Consider the following 21,129-nt stretch of genomic DNA (forward strand, 5'->3'; position numbering starts at 1 on the left):
GGCGGAAACACGCCGGCAATGGGGAGGTTCGGGAGATGGTCATGCGATCCGACGAGAATCCTATTCTTGAGCGAATCGAAAAGGTGCTGGCAGAACTCTCGCGGACGATCGCGTCACCCAATCCGGCGGTCGGCGAAGGAGCCGGCACGAATGCGGCGGGTTCGCCCGCGCAAGAGGGGGGTGCGTCGTCCATCGCGGCCGAGCGGCTGAACACGGCCATTGCCTGGATCCGGGCACGTGCGCGGCGCGACCAGGCATTCGGCGAAGATCTGTTCTTTGATCCCGCATGGAGCATCCTGCTCGAACTCTACGTCCATCACCGCCAGCGCACCGCCACGTCGATCACGTCGCTGTGCCTTGCGGCCAAGGTGCCGCCCAGCACGGGGCTTCGCTGGGTCGCGCTGCTCGAAAAGCGCGGATTGGTGGTGCGTGAGGCGGATCCGTTCGACAAGCGCAAGAGCTATGCCCGCCTGACGATGGAAGCGGTGGAGCGCGTGGAGCGCGCCCTTGACGATACGATGGAGAGCAATCGCCAGCTAGGAATCGAGCGCGTTCGGGTGATGAATTAGATCAATCGCTTGCTGCACATGCAGGGCAGCAAGCGATAACGCCTGTGCGTCCGGCCCGTTCTTTTCCGGTGCGGTCCGGTCCAGGCAATCAAGGATCAGGCGCAACATCGCGGTGCACTCTGCGGCCGTGACGTCTTTCCACTCGGTGCCCATGGGTGGCAGAGCGGACTTACCGTGATTTTGTTCCGCGCTTGCAGCCGATCGAACTCAGCCTGACGTAACGGGCAGCGTGTAATCTGCCATGCGCTGACGGATCAGCTTCTTGTCGATCTTGCCCGTCGCGCCGAGTGGGATTTCCTCCACGAACACGACATCGTCGGGCATCCACCATTTGGCGATCTTGCCTTCGAGGAAGGCGAGCAGATCGTCGCCCGTCGCCGCCTCGCCCGGCTTCAGCTGGCACAGCAAGATGGGGCGCTCGTCCCACTTGGGGTGGGCGACGCCGATGACGGCGGCAAGCGCGATCGAGGGGTGGCCGATGGCGATATTCTCGATCTCGATCGAGCTGATCCACTCGCCGCCGGACTTCACCACGTCCTTCGCGCGATCGGTGATCTGCATATAGCCGCGCTGGTCGATCGTCGCGACGTCGCCCGTATCAAAATAGCCTTCCTCGTCGAGGATCTCGCCGCCCTCGCCGCCGAAATAGGAGGAGACGATCGTCGGCCCCTTGATCTTGAGATGGCCGAACGTCTCACCGTCGTGCGGCAGGGGATTGCCGTCATCATCGGTCAGCTTGAACTTCAGCCCGCACATCAGGCGGCCCTGCTTGATGGTGTGCGCGACGCGGCCGTCCTCATCCATCGCCGCGACTTCCGCGGACGGGGTGGAGAGCGTGGCGAGCGGCGACGTTTCGGTCATCCCCCAGCCTTGCGTGACTTCGACGCCATATTCGTCGCGGAAGGCGCGGACGAGCATCTCGGGCACGGCGGAGCCGCCAATCGTCACGCGCTGCAGTGAATCGATCCGCCGGCCCGAGCTGCGCAGGTATTGCAGCAGGCCCTGCCAGACGGTGGGCACGGCGGCGGAATACGTGACGCCTTCCGCCTCGATCAGGTCACAGATCGACTCGCCGTCCATCCGCGGCCCGGGCAGCACCAGCTTCGCGCCGACGGCGGGGGCGGAATAGACCACGCCCCAGGCATTGGCATGGTACATCGGGACGACCAGCAGCACCGTGTCGCGCCCCGACAGCGCCAGCGCATCGGCCTGCAGCGTCAGCATGGTGTGGAGGTAATTGGAGCGGTGCGAATAGAGCACGCCTTTTGGGTTACCCGTCGTGCCGCTGGTATAGCAGAGGCCGCAGGCGAGATTCTCGTCGAACCCGCCCCAGGCATATTCCGCCGGCTCGCCAGCGATCCAATCGTCGAAGGCGGTGGCGGGATAGTCGGTCGCCGGCATCGAGGCCGCGTCGCACAGGAAGATGACGCGCTCGATCGAGGGCACCTGCGGCAGCAATTGCGCCACCGTGTCAGCGCAGTTCGGATCGGCGAACAGGATGCGATCGCCGGCGTGACTGGCGATATAGGCGATCTGTTCGAGGAACAGCCGCGGGTTCAGCGTGTGCAGCACCGCGCCCATGTTGGTGGCGCCATACCAGGCGGCGATGTGGCGATGCGTGTTCCACCCCATGGTGGCGACGCGATCACCCTGGCGAATGCCGGCGCGGGCGAGCGCGGCGGACACCTGCTTCGCCATGTCGCGGATGCTGGCGTAATTGCTGCGCGTGACATGGCCGGCGGCGTCGCGCGACACGATTTCGCGCGTCGGCTGCCACGTGGCGGCATGATCGAGGAAGGTATCGACGGTCAGTTGCCCCGACTGCATCAGGCCCAGCATTACTCTCTCCTACTTGTCGTCACCCCGGAATTGATCCGGGCCTGCCAGTTCTGCCCGAGAGAAGAAGAAGCGGGACGCCGGGTCAAGCCCGGGGTGACGGAAGCGTTGTTCAGCCCTGCGCGGCCTTCCAGTCGCGCTTCACCTTCTTTGCGAGGCTCCATTTGTGAACTTCGGTGGGGCCGTCATAGATGCGGAACGCGCGGACTTCGCGGAACACCTGCTCCACAATCGTATCGCCGCTGACCCCGGTCGCGCCCATCACCTGGACGCAGCGATCGGCGATCCGCATCAGCGCCTCCGACACCGCGACCTTGGCCATCGAGCTTTCCACCGTGCCCAGCACGCCGGTGTCGAGCACGTCGGCGCACCAGTCGATCATCAGCTCGGCCTGCTTCAGGTCGATCAGGTTCTCCGCCAGCATGAATCCGACGCCCTCATGGTCAACCAGCGGCTTGCCAAAGGCGTGGCGGCGGTTGGCGTAATCGGTGGCGATCTCGTGCGCGCGGGCGCAGGCGCCATGCCAGCGCATGCAGTGCGTCAGCCGCGCGGGCGCCAGGCGGACCTGCGCCAGCTTGAAGCCGTCGCCGGGATCACCCAGCATCTGGTCGGCCGGCACGCGGAGGTTGTCGATCGTGACCACGGAGTGGCCGCCGGGCATCGAGCTGTCGATCGTGTCGAGCACGCGCTCGATGCGGATCGCCGGATCGGGCAGGTCGACGAGGAACATCGACGCGCCCTCATCGGCCTTGGCCATGACGATGCCGACCTTGGCGCCGTCCGCGCCGGTGATGAAGGTCTTTCGGCCGTTGATGACCCAGTGATTGCCGTCGCGAACCGCGGTGGTCAGCATCATCGACGGGTCGGAACCGGCGCCGCCATCGGTTGCGGGCTCGGTCATGAAGAAGGCGCTGCGCGCCTCGCCGCTGACCAGCGGCTTCAGGAAGCGCTCCTTCAGCTCCGGGCTCGCCTTCTGGCCAAGGAGGTACATGTTGCCCTCGTCCGGCGCCATGACGTTGACCGCCAGCGGGCCGAGCGGTGACAGCCCCGACGCGCGCAGCACGTCCGCCGTCTCGCGATGCGTCAGGTGGCCGCCATCGGGCAGGATGTGCGGCGTCAGCACGCCAGCCGCGCGCGCCAGCCCGCGCATTTCCTGCACCAGTTCGTCGGATGGCCCGTGCGTGCCGCAGCGCGGATCACGCTCGTACGGCACGATCTTTTCGCGCACGAACGCCTTGACCCTGGCGGCGATTTCCTGGCCTCTCGTCATCCCCATTCCCGCATGATTGTTGTCAGATGGGGGCGCTAATGTCGTGTTTCGTTTCGTGTCGCCAGCCCTATCGGCGCGCAGCAAGCGGTGCGTTCCGCGCGATGACATGCCGTGATAGGCTTGGCGCAGGAGAGATCGACGCATGATCATGATCATCATTGCGGTCATGTATGGCGCGGCGATGCTCGGCGTGGCGTGGTGGGCGGATGCGCGGTTCCGCGGTCAAGACCGGCTGCCGATGCAATGGCTGCTGAACGGGGACGTGACGTGGTCCGCGCCGCGGCGGATGGCGCTGGCGTTCATGCCTGCGCTGTCGATCCCGATGCTCGCCGCGTTGATCTGGTTGTTCCTCAACGTGGCGCCGCGACCGGGCCAGGAGCATCTGGTGTTCCCGGTGTTTGTCGGGATCGGCGCATTGTTCGTGGCTATCCAGCTGCTGCACGTCTGGCTGATCGACAGGACGCTCCGCCGCGCGGGCAGGTAGCGCGAGGGCGCTGCTCCTTACTCCACCAGCGCGAGCAGGCGGCGCGCGCTTTTCAGGTGCGGGGCGTCGATCATCTTGCCGTCGAGCTGCAGCGCGCCGGCGCCCGGGTTCGCCTCGAACGCGGCGATCACGGCGCGGGCATGGGCGAGTTCGGCCTCGCTCGGGGTGAAGGCCTGGTTGATCACCGCGACCTGCGTCGGGTGGATCGCGAGCATGCCGGTGAAGCCGTCACGCCGGCCGCGCGCGGCATAGGCGGCGAGGCCGTCGAGGTTGCGGAAATCGGGGAACACGGTTTCAATCGCGGGCACCCCGGCGGCGTGCGCACCGAACAGGGTGAGCGCGCGCACGACGCGATAGGGATCGGTGTAGCTGCCGTCCTCCTCGCGCGCGCTGGTCGCGCCGATCGCGGCGGGGAGATCCTCCGCACCCCAGGTGACGCCGGCGAGCCGGCCGGCGACGCTGCCGAAGGTGCCGAGCTGGAACACCGCCGCCGCGGTCTCGCTGGCGACCGGAAGGATCGCATAGTCACCGGGCAGGCGATTCGTGAGCGTGGCGACCGACGATGCGCCTTCTGCCTTGGGCAGGACGATGCCGTCGAGCGACAGGCCGGCGAGCGCCTCCAGGTCGGCGGCGACCTCATCGCTGTCGATCGGGTTGATGCGCACGAAGATGGCCGGGGCGCCATTTTCGCGCGGCGCCTCGATCCAGGCGCGGACGGCGGCGCGCGCCTCGGGCTTGCGATCCGGGGCGACGGCATCTTCGAGGTCGAGGATCAGCGCGTCGGCGCCGGTCGCGGCCGCCTTGGGAAAGCGTTCCGGCCGGTCACCGGGGACGAACAGGAGCGATCGCAGCTTCACTTGCCCATCTCCGCCAGCTTGCGTTCCCAGGCGAGCGCATCGCGCACGATGCCGTCGAGATCGGCGCGCTTCGGCTGCCAGTCGAGCGCGGCGAGGATCGCGCTATTGTCCGCCACCAGTTCCGCCGGGTCGCCCGCGCGTCGGCCCTCGATGCGGCGCTCGATCGTGATGTTGGTGACGCGGTCGACCGCGTCGAGCACCTCGAGGACCGAGAAGCCGCGGCCATAGCCGCAGTTGAAGGTGAAGCTTTCGGTCGGAGCGGCGATCAGCTGCTTCAAGGCGGCAACATGCGCGTCGGCGAGATCGGAGACATGGATGTAATCACGCACGCCAGTGCCGTCGCGGGTCGGGAAATCGGTGCCGAATACGCCGACCGCGGCGCGCTTGCCGGTCGCCGCCTCGACCGCGATCTTGATGAGGTGGGTGGCGCCGACCGTCGACTGGCCAGTGCGCCCCTCGGGGTCAGCGCCGGCGACGTTGAAATAGCGCAATGCGCCATAGTTCATCGGGTGCGCCGCCGCGACATCGCGCAGCATCGCCTCGGTCATCAGCTTCGACGTGCCGTAGGGATTGATCGGCAGCTGCGGGTCGGCCTCCGTGATCGGCACCTTGGTCGGGTTGCCGTAGGTCGCGGCGGTCGAGGAGAAGATGAAGTGCGGCACGCCCTCCACCACCGCGCTTTCGATCAGGCTGCGCGTCGCGGCGGTGTTGTTGCGGTAATATTTGAGCGGGTTCTCGACCGATTCCGGCACCACCACCGAACCGGCGAAATGCATGATCGCGCGCACGTTGTGCTGGCGGATCACGTCGCGCACGCCCGGATCCTCGACCGCGATGTTGACGAAGGCCGCGCGCTGATCGATCGCCCAGTCGAAGCCGGTGACGAGATTGTCGATCACCACGACGTCATGGCCGGCGTCGAGCAGCGCCAGCACGGCGTGGCTGCCGATATAGCCGGCCCCGCCCGTCACCATCACCTTGCCGCCCAATGCCATGCCGATCTCCCTCTTTGCGCGCGCCCTAGCGGCTTCCTACATTGGCCGCAAAGGAGACCTTCCCCATGACCGAATATGCGACGCTGGCCGGTGGCTGTTTCTGGTGCACCGAGGCCGTGTTCAAGGACGTGATCGGCGTCGAGAGCGTGGAAAGCATCTATATCGGCGGCACCGTGCCCAACCCGACGTACAAGCAGGTGTGCGGCGGCGATACAGGCCATGCCGAGGCGATCCGCGTCGGCTTCGATCCCGCGCAAATCAGCTATGGCGACCTGCTCGACATCTTCTTTGCGACGCATGATCCGACGCAGCTGAACCGCCAGGGCAATGACGTCGGCACGCAATATCGCTCCGCCATCTTCCCCGAGACGGTGATGCAGGAGGAGCAGGCGAACCAGGCGATCAAGCGGGCGCAGGCCGATCATGACAAGCCGATCGTCACAACGATCGAGCAGGCCGACGAATACTATCCGGCTGAGGATTACCACCAGGATTATTGGGACGGCGAGGGGCAGCGGAACCCCTATTGCCTGGCGGTGATCCCGCCCAAGCTGCAGAAGCTGCGCAAGAGCTTCGCGGCGCGGTCCAAGGCGGCGACCGTTACCGCCTGACGACCATGGCCTTCGACCTCCGCGCAGCGCTGCTGAAGAAAGCGGAGGTCGAAACCGCGCGGCTGGTGGACTTCGAGTTCCGGCTGCGCGCCCGCACCATGCGGCTGCTCGCGGGGCGGATCGGGGAAGATGCCGATGCGCTGGTCGCCCGCATCGTGCGCGGGGATGATGCCGCGATCGTGGCGGAACTGGAAACGGCGCGCGGGCTGCCGCCCGGAGCGCTGGCGGCGGATTATCGGCGCAGCCTTGCCGAGGCGCGGGCGCAACTGATCGATGAGGTGGGCGATCCTTCGCCCTATCGGCTTGCCTGAAACTTACCGGTGCGCGGCGCGGCGCAGGCGGTCGTTGATTGCCGTGCCGATGCCCTCGTTCGGCACGGGCGCGACGGCGATCTTCCTGGCCGGGGCGGCGTCGGCGCGGTGGAGCGCGTCGAACAGGCGGGCGGCGGCCTCGACCGGGTCGCCGGTGGCGGACAGGGTGTCGTCGCCTGTGATCTCACCATAGCCGATCAGCCATTCGTCACCGTCACGCTCGGTCGCGTCGAGGCGCAGCAGCTTTGTTGGGGCGTAATGCGTGGCGAGCTGGCCGGGGGCGGTGACCTTGGCGCCGGGAGCGGCGGCTGACAGGCCGAGCTGCTCGGCGGTGATCGGGCCGGGGCGCAGGATCGCGCCCTTGCCGACAATAGTGGATTCAAGGCCCGCCGTGGTCGGCCCGTCGTCGAGGATCAGCGGGACGCGGTTGCCGAGGCTGGCGGCGACGTGTTCGGCGCGGGTCGGGCTGATCGCGTTGCTGGCGTTGGCAGACGGGGCGGCGAGCGGGCGGCCCGAGGCTTGCAGCAGCGCCTGCATCGCGCGGTGGGCGGGAACGCGCAGCGCGATCGTTTCGAGCCCGGCAGTGACGAGGCCGGCGATGCCGGCATCGGTGCGCAGCGGCAGGACGAGGGTGAGCGGGCCGGGCCACCAGCGATCCGCCAATGCCAGCGCCTCATCGTCGAACACAGCGATCCGCTCCGCCGCCGCGCGATCCGGCAGGTGGACAATCAGCGGGTTGAAGCTCGGCCGGCCCTTGGCGGCATAGATGCGCGCGACGGCATCGGCATTGGTTGCGTCGGCGGCGAGCCCATATACCGTTTCCGTCGGCACGGCGACGATCCCGCCCGAGTGGATCAGCGCCGCCGCCTCGGTGATCGCAGCATCACCAAAGGGCAAAATTCGAGGGATTTGAGCCGTCATCGCCGGACGGTATAGCGGCGCGACACTGGAGAAGAACATGCCTTACACCGCCCCGGTCGCCGAGCAGCGTTTCGTGCTCGAGCATATCGTGCGCATCGCCGAGCTTGCCGCTACGGAACGCTACCATGCCGCCAGTCCCGACGTGATCGAGGCGGTGCTGGAGGGAATCGGGCAGCTCGCCGAGGGCGAATGGGCGCCGCTGGCACGTGCCGGCGACACGGTGGGCGCGAAGTGGACGCCCGATGGCGTGGTGATGCCGGACGGCTACAAGGCGGCGTACAAGGCCTATGTCGAGGGCGGCTGGGGCACGATCGGCGTGCCGGAGGGATTCGGCGGGCAGGGCCTGCCGTTCGCGGTGCAGTGCGCCGTGCTGGAGACTTTGGGCAGCGCCAACATGGGCTTCGCGCTGGCGCCGATCCTGTCGGTGGGTGCGATCGAGGCGTTGCAGCATCACGGCACGCCCGAGCAGCAGGCGACGTGGCTGCCCAAGCTCGCCACCGGCGAGTGGACCGGCACGATGAACCTGACCGAGCCGCAGGCGGGCAGCGACGTCGGCGCGCTGCGCGCCACTGCCACACCGCGCGGCGATGGCACCTATTCGATCAAGGGCACCAAGATCTTCATCTCGTTCGGCGACCATGACCTCGCCGACAATATCGTTCACCTGGTGCTCGCGCGCACGCCCGATGCCCCGAAGGGGACGAAGGGCATTTCGCTGTTCCTGGTGCCCAAGGTGCGCAGCGACGGGACGCCCAACGACGTTCGCGTCGTTTCGATCGAGCACAAGATGGGGCTCCATGCCTCGCCGACGTGCGTCTTGTCGTTCGGCGACCATGACGATTGCATCGGCGAGCTGATCGGGTCCGAGTTCGGCGGCATGCGCGCGATGTTCACGATGATGAACAACGCCCGCCTCAACGTCGGCCTCCAGGGCGTGCAGGTGGCGGAGGCCGCGACGCAGAAGGCGGTGGAATATGCCCGCGAGCGCATCCAGGGCGCGCGCGAGGGGCAGCCGGCGGCGATCATCGAGCATCCCGACGTGCGGCGCATGCTGATGCGGATGAAGGCGCAGACGCAGGCGGCGCGTGCGCTGGTCTATTATGCCGCGGGGCAGGTGGACCGTGCGAACCTAGGCGATGCGGCGGCGCGCGACCGGCTGGAGATCGCGACGCCGCTGGCCAAGGCGCATGGCACCGACATCGGCAACGAAGTCGCGAGCGTCGGCGTGCAGGTGCATGGCGGGATGGGCTATATCGAGGAGACGGGCGCGGCGCAGTTCTTCCGCGATGCGCGCATCACCCCGATCTACGAGGGGACGAACGGGATCCAGGCCGCCGACCTCGTGGGCCGCAAGCTGTCGCTTTCCAACGGGGCAGCGTTCGCGACGCTGATCGAGGATTTGCGCGGGGCATCGCACCCGGCGCTGGGCGAGCTGGTCGCGGCGTGCGACGCGGTCGGCCGGCGGTTGCAGACGGCGGACGCCGACGACCGGCTGGCGGCGAGCTACCCGTTCCTGACGATGCTGTCGGTCGCGACGTGCGGCTGGCTGCTGGAGCGCGAGGCGGCCGAGGCGGGCGACGATTCGTTCGGCAAGGCGAAGAAGGCAGTCGTTGCCTTCTACCTCGACCAGATCGTGCCCGAGGCGCTGGGCCTGCGCGCGGCGGCAGAGGCGCCCGCCGCGCCACTCTACGCGCTCGAGGCGGAGGCGTTTGCCGCATGAGCCTGCCCTTCAACCTGCCCGCCTATCTGGAACGTATCCGCCTGCCGGCACGTGCGACGGTCGATCACCATGGCCTGGCCGCGGTGCAGCGTGCGCATCGGCTGGCGATCCCGTTCGAGAATCTCGACGTGCCGCTGGGGCGCGGGATCGACATTTCGTCAGACGCCGTGTTCGGCAAGCTCGTCGTCGCCGGGCGCGGCGGCTATTGCTTCGAGCATAACCGGCTGTTCCTCGATGCGCTGGCGGCGCTGGGGTTCGAGGCGCGGCCGCTGCTAGCGCGCGTCTGGCTCAACGGCGGCGGGGTGCCGCCCAAGACGCACACGTTGAGCCTCGTCACCTTCGCGGATGAGCAATGGATCGCCGATCCGGGTTTCGGCGGCAGCTACACCCCACCGATGCCGCTGGTGGACGGCGCCGAGGCAGAGGCGCCTGATGGCGCGACGTTCCGGCTGACGCGCGACGACGATCATGGCTGGATGCTGCTGCGCGATGGTCATAGCGCGAGCACCGATGGCCGCGGCGGGGGCGAGGGATTCCAGCCGCAATACAGCTTCACCACGGACACGGTGTGGCCGGCGGACCTGGAGATGGCGAACCGCTGGACGTCCACCGCGCCGGACACGCGGTTCACCACGCTGAAGGTGGTGAGCATCGTCCTGCCGCACGGCTTCGCGACGCTCACCGACCGGCAGTATCGCCGGCGGGCGGGCGAGGAGGAGACGGCGGCGGTGATCGAGGATCCGCGCGTCTATCGCATGCGGCTGAGCATGATGTTCGGCATCGATTTGTCGAAGGAGGATGTCGCGGCGCTCGGGCTGTTCTAAGCGTGCGCGTCGCGAATAGCCGATACATGAACGCCGCGGTCCTGATGGAGCCGCGGCGTTGAAGGATAGGATTCCCGCCTTCGCGGGAATGATGGGTCGGTCGGGCGTTACGCGTCGACCTCGATCACGCCGTCGCTCAGTTCCTCGGTGAACAGCGCCTTCACCACATCGTCGCGCGCGGTGAGGGTGGCGCGCTGGTTGACGTAGCCCTTGTCGGTGATCTCGCCGGCGTCAATCGACGGCGGCGTGCGCAGGATGGCGAAGCGGCGGACGCGGCGAGACGAGCCGCCGGCGGTTTCGTTGAACGCCTCCAGCTTCTCCTTCACCAGGCCCTCCAGCGTCGGGATCGGATCGGAGCCGGGCGACGCCTCCGCCAGCGTCTGCAGCGCAGCCGGCGAGGGCCAGGCGAGGATGGCGATATAGGGTTCGTCCTGGCCGGCGATCACCACGTCCTGAAGATACGGCGAGCAGGCGGCGCAGATGTCCGGGCGAAGCGTGCCGACCGAGACCCAGGTGCCGGTCGACAGTTTGAAATCCTCGGTCACGCGGCCGTCGAACACAAGGCCGAGTTCTGGCCGCTCGGGATCGATGAACTTGGCCGCGTCACCGAGCATGTAATAGCCTTCCTCGTCGAAGGCTGCGGCGGTCTTTTCCGGATCATTGTGATAGCCGGTGGTGACGGTCGGCCCCTTGACGCGCACCTCCAGCTTGGCGCCATTGGGCACGAGTTTCAGCGTCGAGCCCGGCAGCGGCAGGCCAATGAGGCCGACGCGTTCCGATGCCCAGTGAACGACGGTGACGCCCAGCGTCTCGGTCGCGCCATACATCGTGGTGAAGGGCATGCGCTCGCCGGTTTCCGCGATCGCCAGCGCCTGCATGCGATCATAAAGGTCGTCCGACAGCGTCGCGCCGCCGTAGCCCATGCCGCGGAGGTTCTTGAAGAACGCCTTTCGCAGCGTTGGATCGCGCTCCATCGCATCGGCCAGCATGGCGAAGGCGACCGGAGCCGAGCCGAAGCTCATCGGGGAGATCTCGCGCAGGTTCTTGATCGTCGTTTCGAACAGGCCCGGCACCGGCTTGCCCTCGTCGAGATAGAGCGTGCCGCCGCCGGCGATGTTCGCGTTGAAATGGATCGTGCCGGCGGAAATGTGATTCCACGGCATCCAGTCGAGCGAAATCGGGTGATCAACGGGATCGGGATCGTCGCGCAGCCCTTCGGAGGCGGCGATGAGGTTCACGAACATGCCCTGATGCTGCGGCACGCCCTTGGGCATGCCGGTGGAGCCGGAGGTGAAGAGATATTTGCCGACGGTGTCGTGGGTCAGCGCCTCACGTGCTTCGTCCACCGCCTCGGTTGCGACGGTGTCCGTCAGTTCGGCAAACGGAATCGTGCCAGCGCCACCATCCATGGTGACGAAGGTGAGCGTCGGGTCCAGGCTGCGCAGTGTCTCGAACGCGCGCGCGAACAACTCCGAATTCTCGGCAAAGACGATGCGCGGGCGCACGGTGTTGAAGCAGTGCTTCAGCTTGGCATGATCGCTGGATACCAAGCTGTAGGCGGGGCTGAGCGGCGCAATCGGCACCCCGGCCGTGAAGCAGCCCAGCATCAGGATGCCATGCGCGACCGAATTCGCGCTGAGGCACATCACCGCGTCATTGGCGCCAAGCCCCCGATCGATCAGCCATTGCGCCACGCTGTCGGCCGCCTTCTTGCCCTCGCCATAGGTGACGCCCTGCCACGGCCCATGGCCGGGCGCGCGTTGCATAAGCCACGGACGATCGGGGTGAAGCGCGGCCCGCTCTGCCATGAGGTGCGGGATCGAGCGGGCAGGCGTGCCCATGGCGTGATTCGAGCTGATCAGGATCGTGCCGTCGGAGCGACGCTCAACGGTGATGTCCGGCCCCTTCTGAGGGAGGCGCTTGAACGGCGGCTGCGTGGGCATGGCGGGCGCGGTTGCCATCGGGTCTCTCCTAGTTTTGACCCGATATAAGCCAGGCGTATTATTTTCTCCTAGTGCTGATTATGCGCCTTGCCGCCCTCTCGCACCGCCACGCGGACAAGAACCGCCGTGGAAAGAAGGATGGAGGAAACCAGCCCGCCAATGGCGAGCAGTCCGCCGCTGGTTACCTCAACCCGCGCATCGAATCGGCGGCGCTTGCCGAGCCGGATCGTCGCACGCGCGCGGTGATGCGTCGGCGGCGCGGGCGGCAAGGGGTAGCGGGGATGCATCAAGTCACCGGCCATGAAAGGGATAACGCCGCGCCACTAACGGGGTTCAACATCGCCCGCCTGGGCCGCTGAGGAGGCATGCTCCTGTCACCGGCGCGAGGGTGACGGGGCCGCCCGTGAGCGTTACGGCTTGTCGGAACCCCGCTGGAGAAAGAGGAATGCAGCAATTCGAGGGCTGGTCGCCGGTCGCGACCGAGCAGCAGGACGATCTCGTCGCCGCTCCGCTGCGTCGCCTTGCTGCCTTGTTCGATCATGATGGCGCGCACTGGCCGGCGGGCGAGCTGCCGCCGCTCGCCCATTGGCTGTTCTTCCTTCCCGAGGCGCCGCAGTCGACGATCAGCGCGGATGGCCATCCGGCGCGCGGCGCTGCCCTGCCGCCGGTGGAGGCGCCGCGGCGCATGTGGGCCGGCGGGCGGCTTACCTTTCACGCGCCGCTGCCGATTGGTGCGCCTGCCACCCGGCGAAGCATCGTTACCGACGTGAAGGTGAAGGACGGGCGCTCGGGCCGGCTGACCTTTGTGACGGTGCGACACGACATTCTGGTGGATGGCGCCATCGCCGTGGTGGAGGAGCAGGATCTGGTGTTCCGCGGCGCAGGCAATGGCACGCCAGCGCCCGCGCCCGCGGATCCACGAATTGCGGAGGTGCGCCGCGAGGTGACCTTCGATGCAACCGCGCTGTTCCGCTTTTCCGCGCTGACCTTCAACGCGCACCGCATCCATTATGATCGTGCCTATGCGACGACGGAGGAGCTGTATCCCGATTTGGTGGTGCATGGGCCTTACCAGGCGATGCTGCTCGCCGATCACCTGCTCCGCCACCGGCCCGGCGCGCGGCTGACGCACTTTTCGTTCCGTGGCGCGCGGCCGCTGTTCGTCGATCGCCCGGCCGCGCTCAATCTGGCCGGTGACCGCCAGCTGTCGTTGTGGACGACCGACCGGGATGGCTGCGCCTGCATGGAAGCGGAGGCGCGGCTGGCCTGATCAATCCGGCCCAGAACCCGTCATGGGGCCGGCGATCAGCAACGGATCGATCCGCGCGTCGCGCCACTTCATCGCCCAATGCAGATGCGGCCCGGACACGCGCCCGGTCGCGCCGATCGCGCCAACCACCTGGCCCTGTCGGACGCGCGCGCCCACGGACACGTCGATGCGCGACAGGTGAAGGAACGCGCTGTTCAGGCCCATGCCATGGTCGATGATCAGCAGATTGCCCTCCAGCGTGAACGGCGAGTCCGCGGCAAGGACGATCACGCCATCGGCGGGGGCGACAACGGGCGTGCCGGTGGGCCGGGCGACATCGACCCCGGAATGGTACGAGCCTGGCTCGCCCCGGTAGATGCGCTGGGCGCCGAACAGCCCGGAAATTCGGCCCGTGACTGGCCATATGATGCGCTGACGCCAGCCGTCTGCGGCCTCGTTCCGGCTACGCGCGGCCTCGATCTGCGCGAGTTCGGCCGGACGACGGCGCTGGAAGTCTGCGCTGGGCACCGGCACCTTGGCCACCCGGTCAAGGCGTTCGATCCGCCATGCGCGCGGGGCGACCGACAGTTGGTGAGTCGCGGTGCGGCCATCGCTCAGCGTCGCGGTCAGGACCGAGGTCAGCCCTGCGTCGCGATCGAAAGCAATGACGAACCGGCCGTCCGCGGCGAGCGCAATGGGCGCGCCGTCCTTCAGTAACCGGACCGTGCCGGTCGGCGCGGTGCCGAGCATCAGGCCGCCCTGACTGGCCATGCCGCTGACGGCGAACCGGGGCGGAGGCAGCGGCGTGGAGGGCGCCACCGGACGAGGCGCCGCAGCAGGCGCAGGTGCAGGTGCAGGGGGCGGAGCGTCGGCAGCCGGCACCACGCAGCCAGCCAGGGGGAGCAGAACTGCCAGCGCGGCACGCTTCATCGCGGCGCCATTGCCTCCGCCGCCAGCGCTGCACTGGCAAAGGCACGTTGGGTGGCGACATCCCAATAGCGCAGATCCTCGATCGGGATATGCGCGCCACTGACGCCGCAAACGACGTGATCGCCGGGAGTCAGCACGCGAAAGCCATTGGCCATGTAGTGTATCCGCGCCGGGCGGTCCGTCTTCGACATCAACATATGCAACCTTCCTAGAACAGCGTCGGCTGTTCGGGCTTTGCTGGGGGATAGGAGCGCGAACGGGCGCCCTCAACCTTCGTGTCCACCGCGCCGTCGGCGAAATTGAGCGTCAGGCCACCAGCGGCGCGTGCCGCCGCCGCGCTGGTCAGCGTCGCACCGGCGCGATCCGTGACACGGGCATAGCCACGGGCAAGCGGCGCATCGGGATCGACCGAGGCCAATAGCCGGCCCAGATCCTCCAGACGTTGCCGGGCGCCTTCCAGCCGCCGCTGGAGCAGCGCCGGGCGCAACACCGCGCCGGTCCGATCGAGTTCGCCGCGTGCGCGCACCACCCGCCGCTCAAGCCCGCGGTCGAGCCGAGCGCCGAGATCATCCACGCGTTGCCGTTGCGGCCCCAGCAAGCGATCCCGGGTGGGGAGCAGGCGCGCCATTGCATCAAGCCGCTCGCGCCCGCGCTCGACATAGCGGCGCGCGCAACGTTCGATCCGCTGGCCGTGGGCGCCAACGGTGAAGCGCAGGTCGGCGAGAACGGGGACGGCCAGTTCGGCTGCTGCCGTCGGTGTCGGCGCGCGCAGATCGGCGGCGTGGTCGCACAGGGTGGTATCGGTTTCGTGGCCCACCGCCGAGATGATCGGGATGGTGCAGGCGGCAACGGCGCGGACCACCGCTTCCTCGTTGAACGCCCACAGATCCTCGATCGAGCCGCCGCCGCGTGCCACGATGACGAGATCGGGGCGAAGGTGATCGGGCAGCGCGTCGAACCCGCGCACGGCCGCAGCCACTTCGTTCGCCGCGCCATCGCCCTGCACCTTTACCGGCCAGACGAGGACATGGCTGGGGCAGCGATCCTCCAGCCGGTGGATGATGTCGCGGATCACGGCGCCCGTGGGTGAAGTGACCACCCCGATGCGGCGCGGCAGGAACGGCAGCGGACGGCGCGCCTTTGACTTGGCAAAGAGCCCCTCGGCGTCGAAGCGCGCCTTGTTGCGCTCGAGCAGCGCCATGAGCGCGCCGGCGCCGGCCAGCTCCATCCGCTCGATGATGACCTGATATTTGGAGCGGCCGGGATAGGTGGTGAGGCGGCCGGTGGCGATCACCTCGATCCCGTCCTCGGGCCGGAAGGCGAGCGCAGAGGCCTGCCCCTTCCAGATCACGCCGTCGATCACCGCGGCATCATCCTTCAGGCACAGGTAGCAATGGCCCGAGGCGACGCGCTTGTAGCCGGAAATCTCGCCGCGCAGGCGGACGTGGCCGAACTCGCCCTCCACCACGCGCTTCAGCCGGTTGGAGAGTTCGCCCACCGACATGGCGGCGGCGTTGTCCCCGGGGGTCGGGTCCGCTACCAGCCGCGCGGGAACGTCGAAAAAGGGGTCGGGCATGAACGTCCTGCTGATCGGATCGGGCGGGCGCGAGCACGCTCTGGCATGGAAACTCGCGCAATCTGAACGCCTAGATACGCTCTATGCCGCGCCCGGCAACCCCGGCATCGCGCAACATGCGACGGTTGCCGATCTGAACGTGTCGGATCACCGCGCCGTGATCGATTTCATCCGGCGGCAGCAGATTGGACTGGTGGTGGTCGGCCCGGAGCAGCCGCTGGTCGAAGGGCTGGCTGACAACATCCGCACCATCGGCGTGCCGGTGTTCGGGCCGGGGCGCGAGGCCGCCAAGCTGGAAGGCTCCAAGGGCTTCACCAAGGATCTGTGCGCGCGGGTCGGTATCCCGACGGCACGCTATTTCCGCGTGACGTCAAAGGATGGCGCGCTCGCCTGCCTGGAGGATTTTGCGGAAGGTGAACAGCTGCGTTGCGTCATCAAGGCGGATGGCCTCGCGGCGGGCAAGGGCGTGGTCGTGGCGATGACCCGGGCCGAGGCGGAGGACGCGATTGCCGCGCTGTTCAGCGGCGGACCGGCAGAGGCAGTGATCGAGGAGTTCCTGGAAGGCGAGGAGGCGAGCCTCTTCGTACTGTCGGACGGCACCAGCACCGCGAGCTTTGGCAGCGCGCAGGACCACAAACGTGTCGGCGACGGCGACACCGGCCCCAATACCGGCGGCATGGGGGCATATTCTCCCGCAGCCGTGCTCACCGCGGAACTGGAGGAGCGCGCCCTTGGCGAGATCGTCCGTCCGACCATCGACGCGCTGGCAGCCGCGGGCACGCCTTACGTTGGGGTGCTCTACGCCGGGCTGATGCTGACGACCGAGGGGCCGAAGCTGATCGAATATAACGTCCGCTTTGGCGACCCCGAATGCCAGGTCCTGATGGCCCGGTTCGACGGGGATCTTCTGGAAACGCTGCGGGCGGTGGCGGAAGGCCGGTTGGCGGATGCACCGGCGCCGGCCTTTGCGGATGCGGTGGCGCTGACGGTGGTGATGGCCGCCAGCGGATATCCGGGCACGCCGGAGACGGGCGGGGTGATCGGCGGCGTCGATGCGGCGGAGGCCACGGGCGCGGTGGTGTTCCAGGCGGGCACGCGTGAAGTGGACGGCAAGCTGGTGGCGGCAGGCGGCCGTGTGCTGGCGGTGACCGCGACGGGCAGCGATGTCGCGGAGGCGCAGCGCCGCGCCTATGCCGGCGTCGACGCGCTCGATTTCCCATCCGGCTTCTGCCGCCGGGATATCGGGTGGCGCGCGATCAAGTGACGTGCCGCGCTGCGGGCAGCCCTTGCCCGCGGCGCCCGGCCAGAATACGCAACTTCCCGCCCGTTGCGGGAACCATGCACCGCGCCTAAGGCTTGGCGCCAGGCGTAGCGGAGTGTTTCATGCAGCCCACCACGGTGGACAACACAATGACCAGCATCGTGCTGGCGATCATCGCGATTGTCGCGGTGCTGACGATCGTCGCCATCATGGTCGGCGTTCGCAAGCGGCGCACGCGTACGCAGGCCGATCAGGCAGAGCAGGAGCGGCTGGCGCAGAGCCCGGTCAGCAATCGCCCGCTTCGCGATGACGACGCCACTGATGTCCCGACTGCGTCAGCGCAGCCGCGCGCCGCAGCCCGGCCTGAAGCGCAGCCGGAGCAACGCCGTGCCGCGCCGGTGGCCGCCCCGGCTGCTCCTGTCACGCCTGTCCCGGTAGCGCCGCCGCCACCGCCGCTGACCGATATGCCCGAGGTGGTGCCGGCCGAGCCAGCCACCAGCGAGCCTGCACCTCTGGCCGACGAGCCGATTGCGGCAGCCGCGCCGCAGCAGGCATCTCCGGCGGTCGAGGCTCAGCCCGAGCCCGCGACCCCTGTCGAAACGCCGGTGGAGCCCGCTGCTGCGCCGGCCCCGGTCGCTCCTGCGGGTCCGCCTCCGGGTGAGGGCCCGGTGACTCAGATCAAGGGCCTTGGCCCGAAGGTCGCCGCAATGCTGGCGGAGCTGGGTATTACCAACGTCGGTCAGCTGGCCGCGCTGGACCAGCGCGCCGCCGAGGACCTGGACGCGCGGCTTGGGCCGTTCACCGGACGCATGGGCCGGGATCGCTGGCTGGAGCAGGCGAAACTGCTGGCCGCCGGCGACATCAAGGGATTTGAAGCGCGCTTCGGCAAGCTCTGATCATCACGGTTTGAACACGTTGCGCTGCGCACGGTTTGTTCCGGGCGCAGCGATCCGCTAAGCGGCGCAACATGCCGCACCTTTACCTCGTCGATGGCTCGAGCTTCATCTTCCGCGCATACCACGTGCTGCCGAAGCTCACGAACAAGCACGGCGAGCCGGCCGGCGCCGTTTATGGCTACACCACCATGTTGTGGAAGCTGGCCAACGATCTGCACAAGGCCGATGGCCCCAGCCACCTGGCGGTGATCCTCGACAAATCCGAGCATACGTTCCGCAACGAGATGTTCGACCAGTACAAGGCGCATCGACCACCGGCGCCCGAGGATCTCAAGCCGCAATTCCCGATGATCCGCGACGCGACCCGCGCCTTCTCGCTGCCGTGCATCGAGGAGCAGGGCTGGGAGGCGGACGACCTCATCGCGTCGTACAGCAAGGCGGCGCTGGCGCAGGGCTGGCAAGTGACGATCGTCAGTTCCGACAAGGACCTGATGCAGCTGCTGACCGAGCCGGGCATCGACATGCTCGACACGATGAAGGACAAGCGCTTCGGGCCAGAGGACGTGGTGGAGAAGTTTGGCGTCGGGCCGGACAAATTGGGCGAAGTGTTGGCGCTGATGGGCGACAGCGTCGACAATGTACCGGGCGTGCCCGGCGTCGGCCCCAAGACCGCGGCGAAGCTGATCCTGGAGCATGGCAGCGTCGAGGCGGTGCTGGCCGCCGCGCCCGAGATGAAGAAGGGCAAGCTGCGCGACAATCTGATCGAGCATGCCGAGATGGCGCGGCTGAGCCGCAAGCTGGTCGAGCTCGCCTGCGACGTGCCGCTGCCGCATCCGCTGGAGGAGATGGCGCTCGACGGCATCCCGGAAGCGCCGCTGCGCGCGTTCCTGGAGCATCATGGCTTCAAATCGCTGCTGACGAAGTTGGCGGCGGAGCAGAACGAGGGCGTGGACCCGACGCCGCCCGAGCCCGCCGGCGTGCCGCACGAGGAAGATCCGCCGTGCGACCATGACGGATACGAGACCGTCATCGACGAAGCGGCGCTCGACAGCTGGATCGCGGCGGCGCGGCACCAGGGCTGGGTGGCGATCGACACCGAGACGACCGCCAAGGACCCGATGCTGGCCGAACTGGTGGGCGTGTCGCTGGCGCTGGCGCCGAACCGCGCGTGCTACGTGCCGCTGGGCCATGTCGGCGAGGGCGGGGCGAGCGACATGTTTGCGCAGAAGCCGGCGCAGCTCGACCGCGACGTGGCGCTGGCGAAGCTGAAGCCGCTGCTGGAGGACGCGTCGGTCCTGAAGATCGGGCACAATCTGAAATATGATTTGATCGTGCTGGGGCGGCTTGGGCTGGAGCTTGCGCCTTATGACGACACGATCGTGATGAGCTTCGACCTCGATGCCGGGCTTCACGGGCACGGCATGGACGAGCTGGCCGCGACGCATCTGTCGCACAGCTGCATCGCCTACAAGGACGTGACCGGCACGGGGAAGAAGGCGATCGGCTTCCACGAAGTCGATCTGAAGGCCGCGACCCGCTACGCCGCGGAGGATGCGGACGTGACGCTGCGACTGTGGCGCCGCTTCCGCCCGAGGCTGCCGATCGAAAGCGTGACGCGGGTGTACGAGATGGTCGACCGGCCGCTCGTCGCGGTGATTTCGCGGATGGAGCGCCACGGGATCAAGGTGGATCGCGAGCGGCTGGCCGGGCTGTCGCAGGAATTCGCCACCCAGATGGCCGAGCTGGAAGGCGTGATCCACGGCATCGCCGGCGCGCCCTTCACCATCGGCAGCCCGAAGCAGCTGGGCGATGTCCTGTTCGAGAAGATGGGCATCAAGGGTGGGCGCAAGGGCAAGAGCGGCGTCTATTCGACCGACGTCAACGAGCTTGAGCGGATCGCGGCGGACAAGGATTCGCCGGGCAAGGAGATCGCCGCGCGGGTGCTGGACTGGCGCCAGCTGTCGAAGCTGAAATCCACCTATACCGATGCGCTGCAGGAGCAGATCAACCCGGCGACGGGCCGCGTCCACACCAGCTATTCGCTGACCGGCGCGCAGACCGGGCGCCTGTCATCCACCGACCCCAATTTGCAGAACATCCCGATCCGCACCGAGATCGGCCGGCAGATCCGCGACGCTTTCGTGGCAGAGCCGGGCAATGTGATCCTGGCGGCGGACTATTCGCAGATCGAGCTTCGGCTGGCGGCGCACATGGCCGACGTGCCGGCGCTGAAGGAAGCCTTCGCGCGCGGCGACGACATTCACTCGCTGACCGCGCAGGAGCTGTTCGGCACGGTGGATCGAGACACGCGCGGGCGGGCCAAGACGATCAACTTCGCGATCCTCTACGGCATCAGCCGCTGGGGCCTTGCCGGGCGCCTGGACGTGACGGCGGACGAGGCGCAGGCCATGATCGACCGCTATTTCGAGCGCTTCCCGGGCATCAACCGCTATATCGCCGAGACGCTGCAGGCGGTGCGCGAGCAGGGCTTCACCACCACCCTGTTCGGCCGCAAGACCCATTTCCCGCGAATCAGGAGCAAGGTGCAGCACGAGCGGCAAGGCGCCGAGCGTGCGGCGATCAACGCGCCGATCCAGGGCACGAGCGCCGACATCATCAAGCGCGCGATGGCGCGGATGGAGCCGGCGCTGGCCGAGGCCGGGCTGACCGGCACGCGCATGCTGCTGCAGGTGCACGACGAACTGGTGTTCGAAGTGCCCGAAGGCGAAGTCGACGCGGCGAAGCCGGTGATCGAACGCGTGATGGCGACCGCAGCCGAGCCGTCGGTGAAGCTGGACGTGCCGCTGGCGGTGGAGATCGGCACCGGCGCGAGCTGGGGGGCAGCGCATTGACCCGCCAACCGCGCGGGGCCGGCA

General features: G+C 67.9%; 20 protein-coding genes. 10 read left to right on the top strand and 10 right to left on the bottom strand.

Annotated features, from left to right (window positions below):
* The first annotated feature begins 41 nt into the window (after window positions 1-41).
* A complete protein-coding gene (locus LQ954_RS14495) occupies window positions 42-569 on the top strand; it encodes a winged helix DNA-binding protein (RefSeq protein WP_231023757.1) in 528 nt (175 codons plus the stop codon).
* Between the two features lie 207 nt (window positions 570-776).
* On the opposite strand, the gene LQ954_RS14500 is transcribed toward LQ954_RS14495, so the two are convergent.
* Window positions 777-2,408, bottom strand: coding sequence for a long-chain-fatty-acid--CoA ligase (locus LQ954_RS14500; protein ID WP_231023759.1), 1,632 nt, complete (start codon window positions 2,406-2,408; stop codon window positions 777-779).
* 109 nt (window positions 2,409-2,517) lie between these two features.
* Entirely contained in the window at window positions 2,518-3,675 is a 1,158-nt protein-coding gene (locus tag LQ954_RS14505; RefSeq protein ID WP_231023761.1) for an acyl-CoA dehydrogenase family protein, read from the bottom strand.
* A gap of 142 nt (window positions 3,676-3,817) precedes the next feature.
* Here LQ954_RS14505 and LQ954_RS14510 point away from each other — a divergent pair, with 142 nt between their 5' ends.
* Complete coding sequence (locus tag LQ954_RS14510) at window positions 3,818-4,159, top strand: hypothetical protein (RefSeq protein WP_231023762.1); 342 nt, start codon at window positions 3,818-3,820, stop codon at window positions 4,157-4,159.
* Between the two features lie 17 nt (window positions 4,160-4,176).
* Here LQ954_RS14510 and LQ954_RS14515 read toward each other — a convergent pair whose 3' ends face one another.
* Together LQ954_RS14515 and galE are read right to left on the bottom strand one after the other, a co-directional pair.
* Complete coding sequence (locus LQ954_RS14515) at window positions 4,177-5,016, bottom strand: HpcH/HpaI aldolase/citrate lyase family protein (protein WP_227772171.1); 840 nt, start codon at window positions 5,014-5,016, stop codon at window positions 4,177-4,179.
* Window positions 5,013-6,011, bottom strand: a complete 999-nt coding sequence (galE, locus tag LQ954_RS14520) for a UDP-glucose 4-epimerase GalE (RefSeq protein WP_227772172.1) — start codon at window positions 6,009-6,011, stop codon at window positions 5,013-5,015. The genes LQ954_RS14515 and galE overlap by 4 nt, the downstream gene beginning before the upstream one ends.
* A 65-nt stretch (window positions 6,012-6,076) precedes the next feature.
* Between galE and msrA the strand changes: the two genes are divergently transcribed.
* Entirely contained in the window at window positions 6,077-6,622 is a 546-nt protein-coding gene (gene msrA / locus LQ954_RS14525; RefSeq protein WP_227772173.1) for a peptide-methionine (S)-S-oxide reductase MsrA, read from the top strand.
* Window positions 6,623-6,627: 5 nt separating this feature from the next.
* Window positions 6,628-6,933 carry a hypothetical protein gene (locus LQ954_RS14530; protein ID WP_231023763.1) on the top strand — a complete coding sequence of 102 codons (306 nt, stop codon included), beginning with the start codon at window positions 6,628-6,630 and terminating at the stop codon, window positions 6,931-6,933.
* A gap of 3 nt (window positions 6,934-6,936) precedes the next feature.
* Here the strand turns inward: LQ954_RS14530 and LQ954_RS14535 are convergent, their stop codons facing one another.
* Window positions 6,937-7,854: an L-threonylcarbamoyladenylate synthase gene (locus LQ954_RS14535; protein ID WP_227772287.1), complete on the bottom strand. Its 918-nt coding sequence runs from the start codon at window positions 7,852-7,854 to the stop codon at window positions 6,937-6,939.
* 37 nt (window positions 7,855-7,891) lie between these two features.
* Between LQ954_RS14535 and LQ954_RS14540 the strand changes: the two genes are divergently transcribed.
* A complete protein-coding gene (locus LQ954_RS14540; protein WP_231023764.1) occupies window positions 7,892-9,574 on the top strand; it encodes an acyl-CoA dehydrogenase in 1,683 nt (560 codons plus the stop codon).
* On the top strand, window positions 9,571-10,398 hold the full coding sequence (locus tag LQ954_RS14545; protein ID WP_231023765.1) for an arylamine N-acetyltransferase family protein: 828 nt from the start codon (window positions 9,571-9,573) through the stop codon (window positions 10,396-10,398). Before LQ954_RS14540 ends, LQ954_RS14545 begins: the two co-directional genes overlap by 4 nt.
* 107 nt (window positions 10,399-10,505) lie before the next feature.
* Here LQ954_RS14545 and LQ954_RS14550 read toward each other — a convergent pair whose 3' ends face one another.
* Entirely contained in the window at window positions 10,506-12,359 is a 1,854-nt protein-coding gene (locus tag LQ954_RS14550; protein WP_227772177.1) for an AMP-binding protein, read from the bottom strand.
* 50 nt (window positions 12,360-12,409) lie between these two features.
* Window positions 12,410-12,643: a hypothetical protein gene (locus LQ954_RS14555; protein ID WP_227772178.1), complete on the bottom strand. Its 234-nt coding sequence runs from the start codon at window positions 12,641-12,643 to the stop codon at window positions 12,410-12,412.
* Window positions 12,644-12,786: 143 nt separating this feature from the next.
* Here LQ954_RS14555 and LQ954_RS14560 point away from each other — a divergent pair, with 143 nt between their 5' ends.
* Entirely contained in the window at window positions 12,787-13,611 is an 825-nt protein-coding gene (locus LQ954_RS14560) for an FAS1-like dehydratase domain-containing protein (protein ID WP_231023766.1), read from the top strand.
* On the opposite strand, the gene LQ954_RS14565 is transcribed toward LQ954_RS14560, so the two are convergent.
* Genes LQ954_RS14565 through xseA form a run of 3 tightly spaced genes read right to left on the bottom strand, consistent with a single transcriptional unit; the run spans window position 13,612 to window position 16,096 of the window.
* Complete coding sequence (locus tag LQ954_RS14565) at window positions 13,612-14,520, bottom strand: M23 family metallopeptidase (RefSeq protein WP_231023767.1); 909 nt, start codon at window positions 14,518-14,520, stop codon at window positions 13,612-13,614.
* On the bottom strand, window positions 14,517-14,717 hold the full coding sequence (locus tag LQ954_RS14570) for a DUF2093 domain-containing protein (RefSeq protein ID WP_227772181.1): 201 nt from the start codon (window positions 14,715-14,717) through the stop codon (window positions 14,517-14,519). Before LQ954_RS14570 ends, LQ954_RS14565 begins: the two co-directional genes overlap by 4 nt.
* An 11-nt stretch (window positions 14,718-14,728) precedes the next feature.
* Window positions 14,729-16,096 carry an exodeoxyribonuclease VII large subunit gene (gene xseA, locus LQ954_RS14575; RefSeq protein WP_231023769.1) on the bottom strand — a complete coding sequence of 456 codons (1,368 nt, stop codon included), beginning with the start codon at window positions 16,094-16,096 and terminating at the stop codon, window positions 14,729-14,731.
* On the opposite strand from xseA, the gene purD reads away from it, so the two are divergent.
* The 3 genes from purD to polA all read left to right on the top strand — a co-directional run bounded on the left by purD (window position 16,095) and on the right by polA (window position 21,105).
* Entirely contained in the window at window positions 16,095-17,360 is a 1,266-nt protein-coding gene (gene purD / locus LQ954_RS14580) for a phosphoribosylamine--glycine ligase (RefSeq protein WP_231023771.1), read from the top strand. The two genes, xseA and purD, sit on opposite strands and share 2 nt — an antisense overlap.
* Before the next feature lie 119 nt (window positions 17,361-17,479).
* Window positions 17,480-18,253 (top strand): hypothetical protein, encoded by a 774-nt coding sequence (locus LQ954_RS14585; protein ID WP_231023772.1) that lies wholly within the window; start codon window positions 17,480-17,482, stop codon window positions 18,251-18,253.
* Window positions 18,254-18,324: 71 nt separating this feature from the next.
* Window positions 18,325-21,105, top strand: a complete 2,781-nt coding sequence (gene polA, locus LQ954_RS14590; protein ID WP_231023773.1) for a DNA polymerase I — start codon at window positions 18,325-18,327, stop codon at window positions 21,103-21,105.
* The last annotated feature ends 24 nt before the right edge of the window (window positions 21,106-21,129 follow it).

It is taken from the genome of Sphingomonas sp. IC-11 (assembly GCF_021043365.1).
Lineage (GTDB): Bacteria > Pseudomonadota > Alphaproteobacteria > Sphingomonadales > Sphingomonadaceae > Sphingomonas.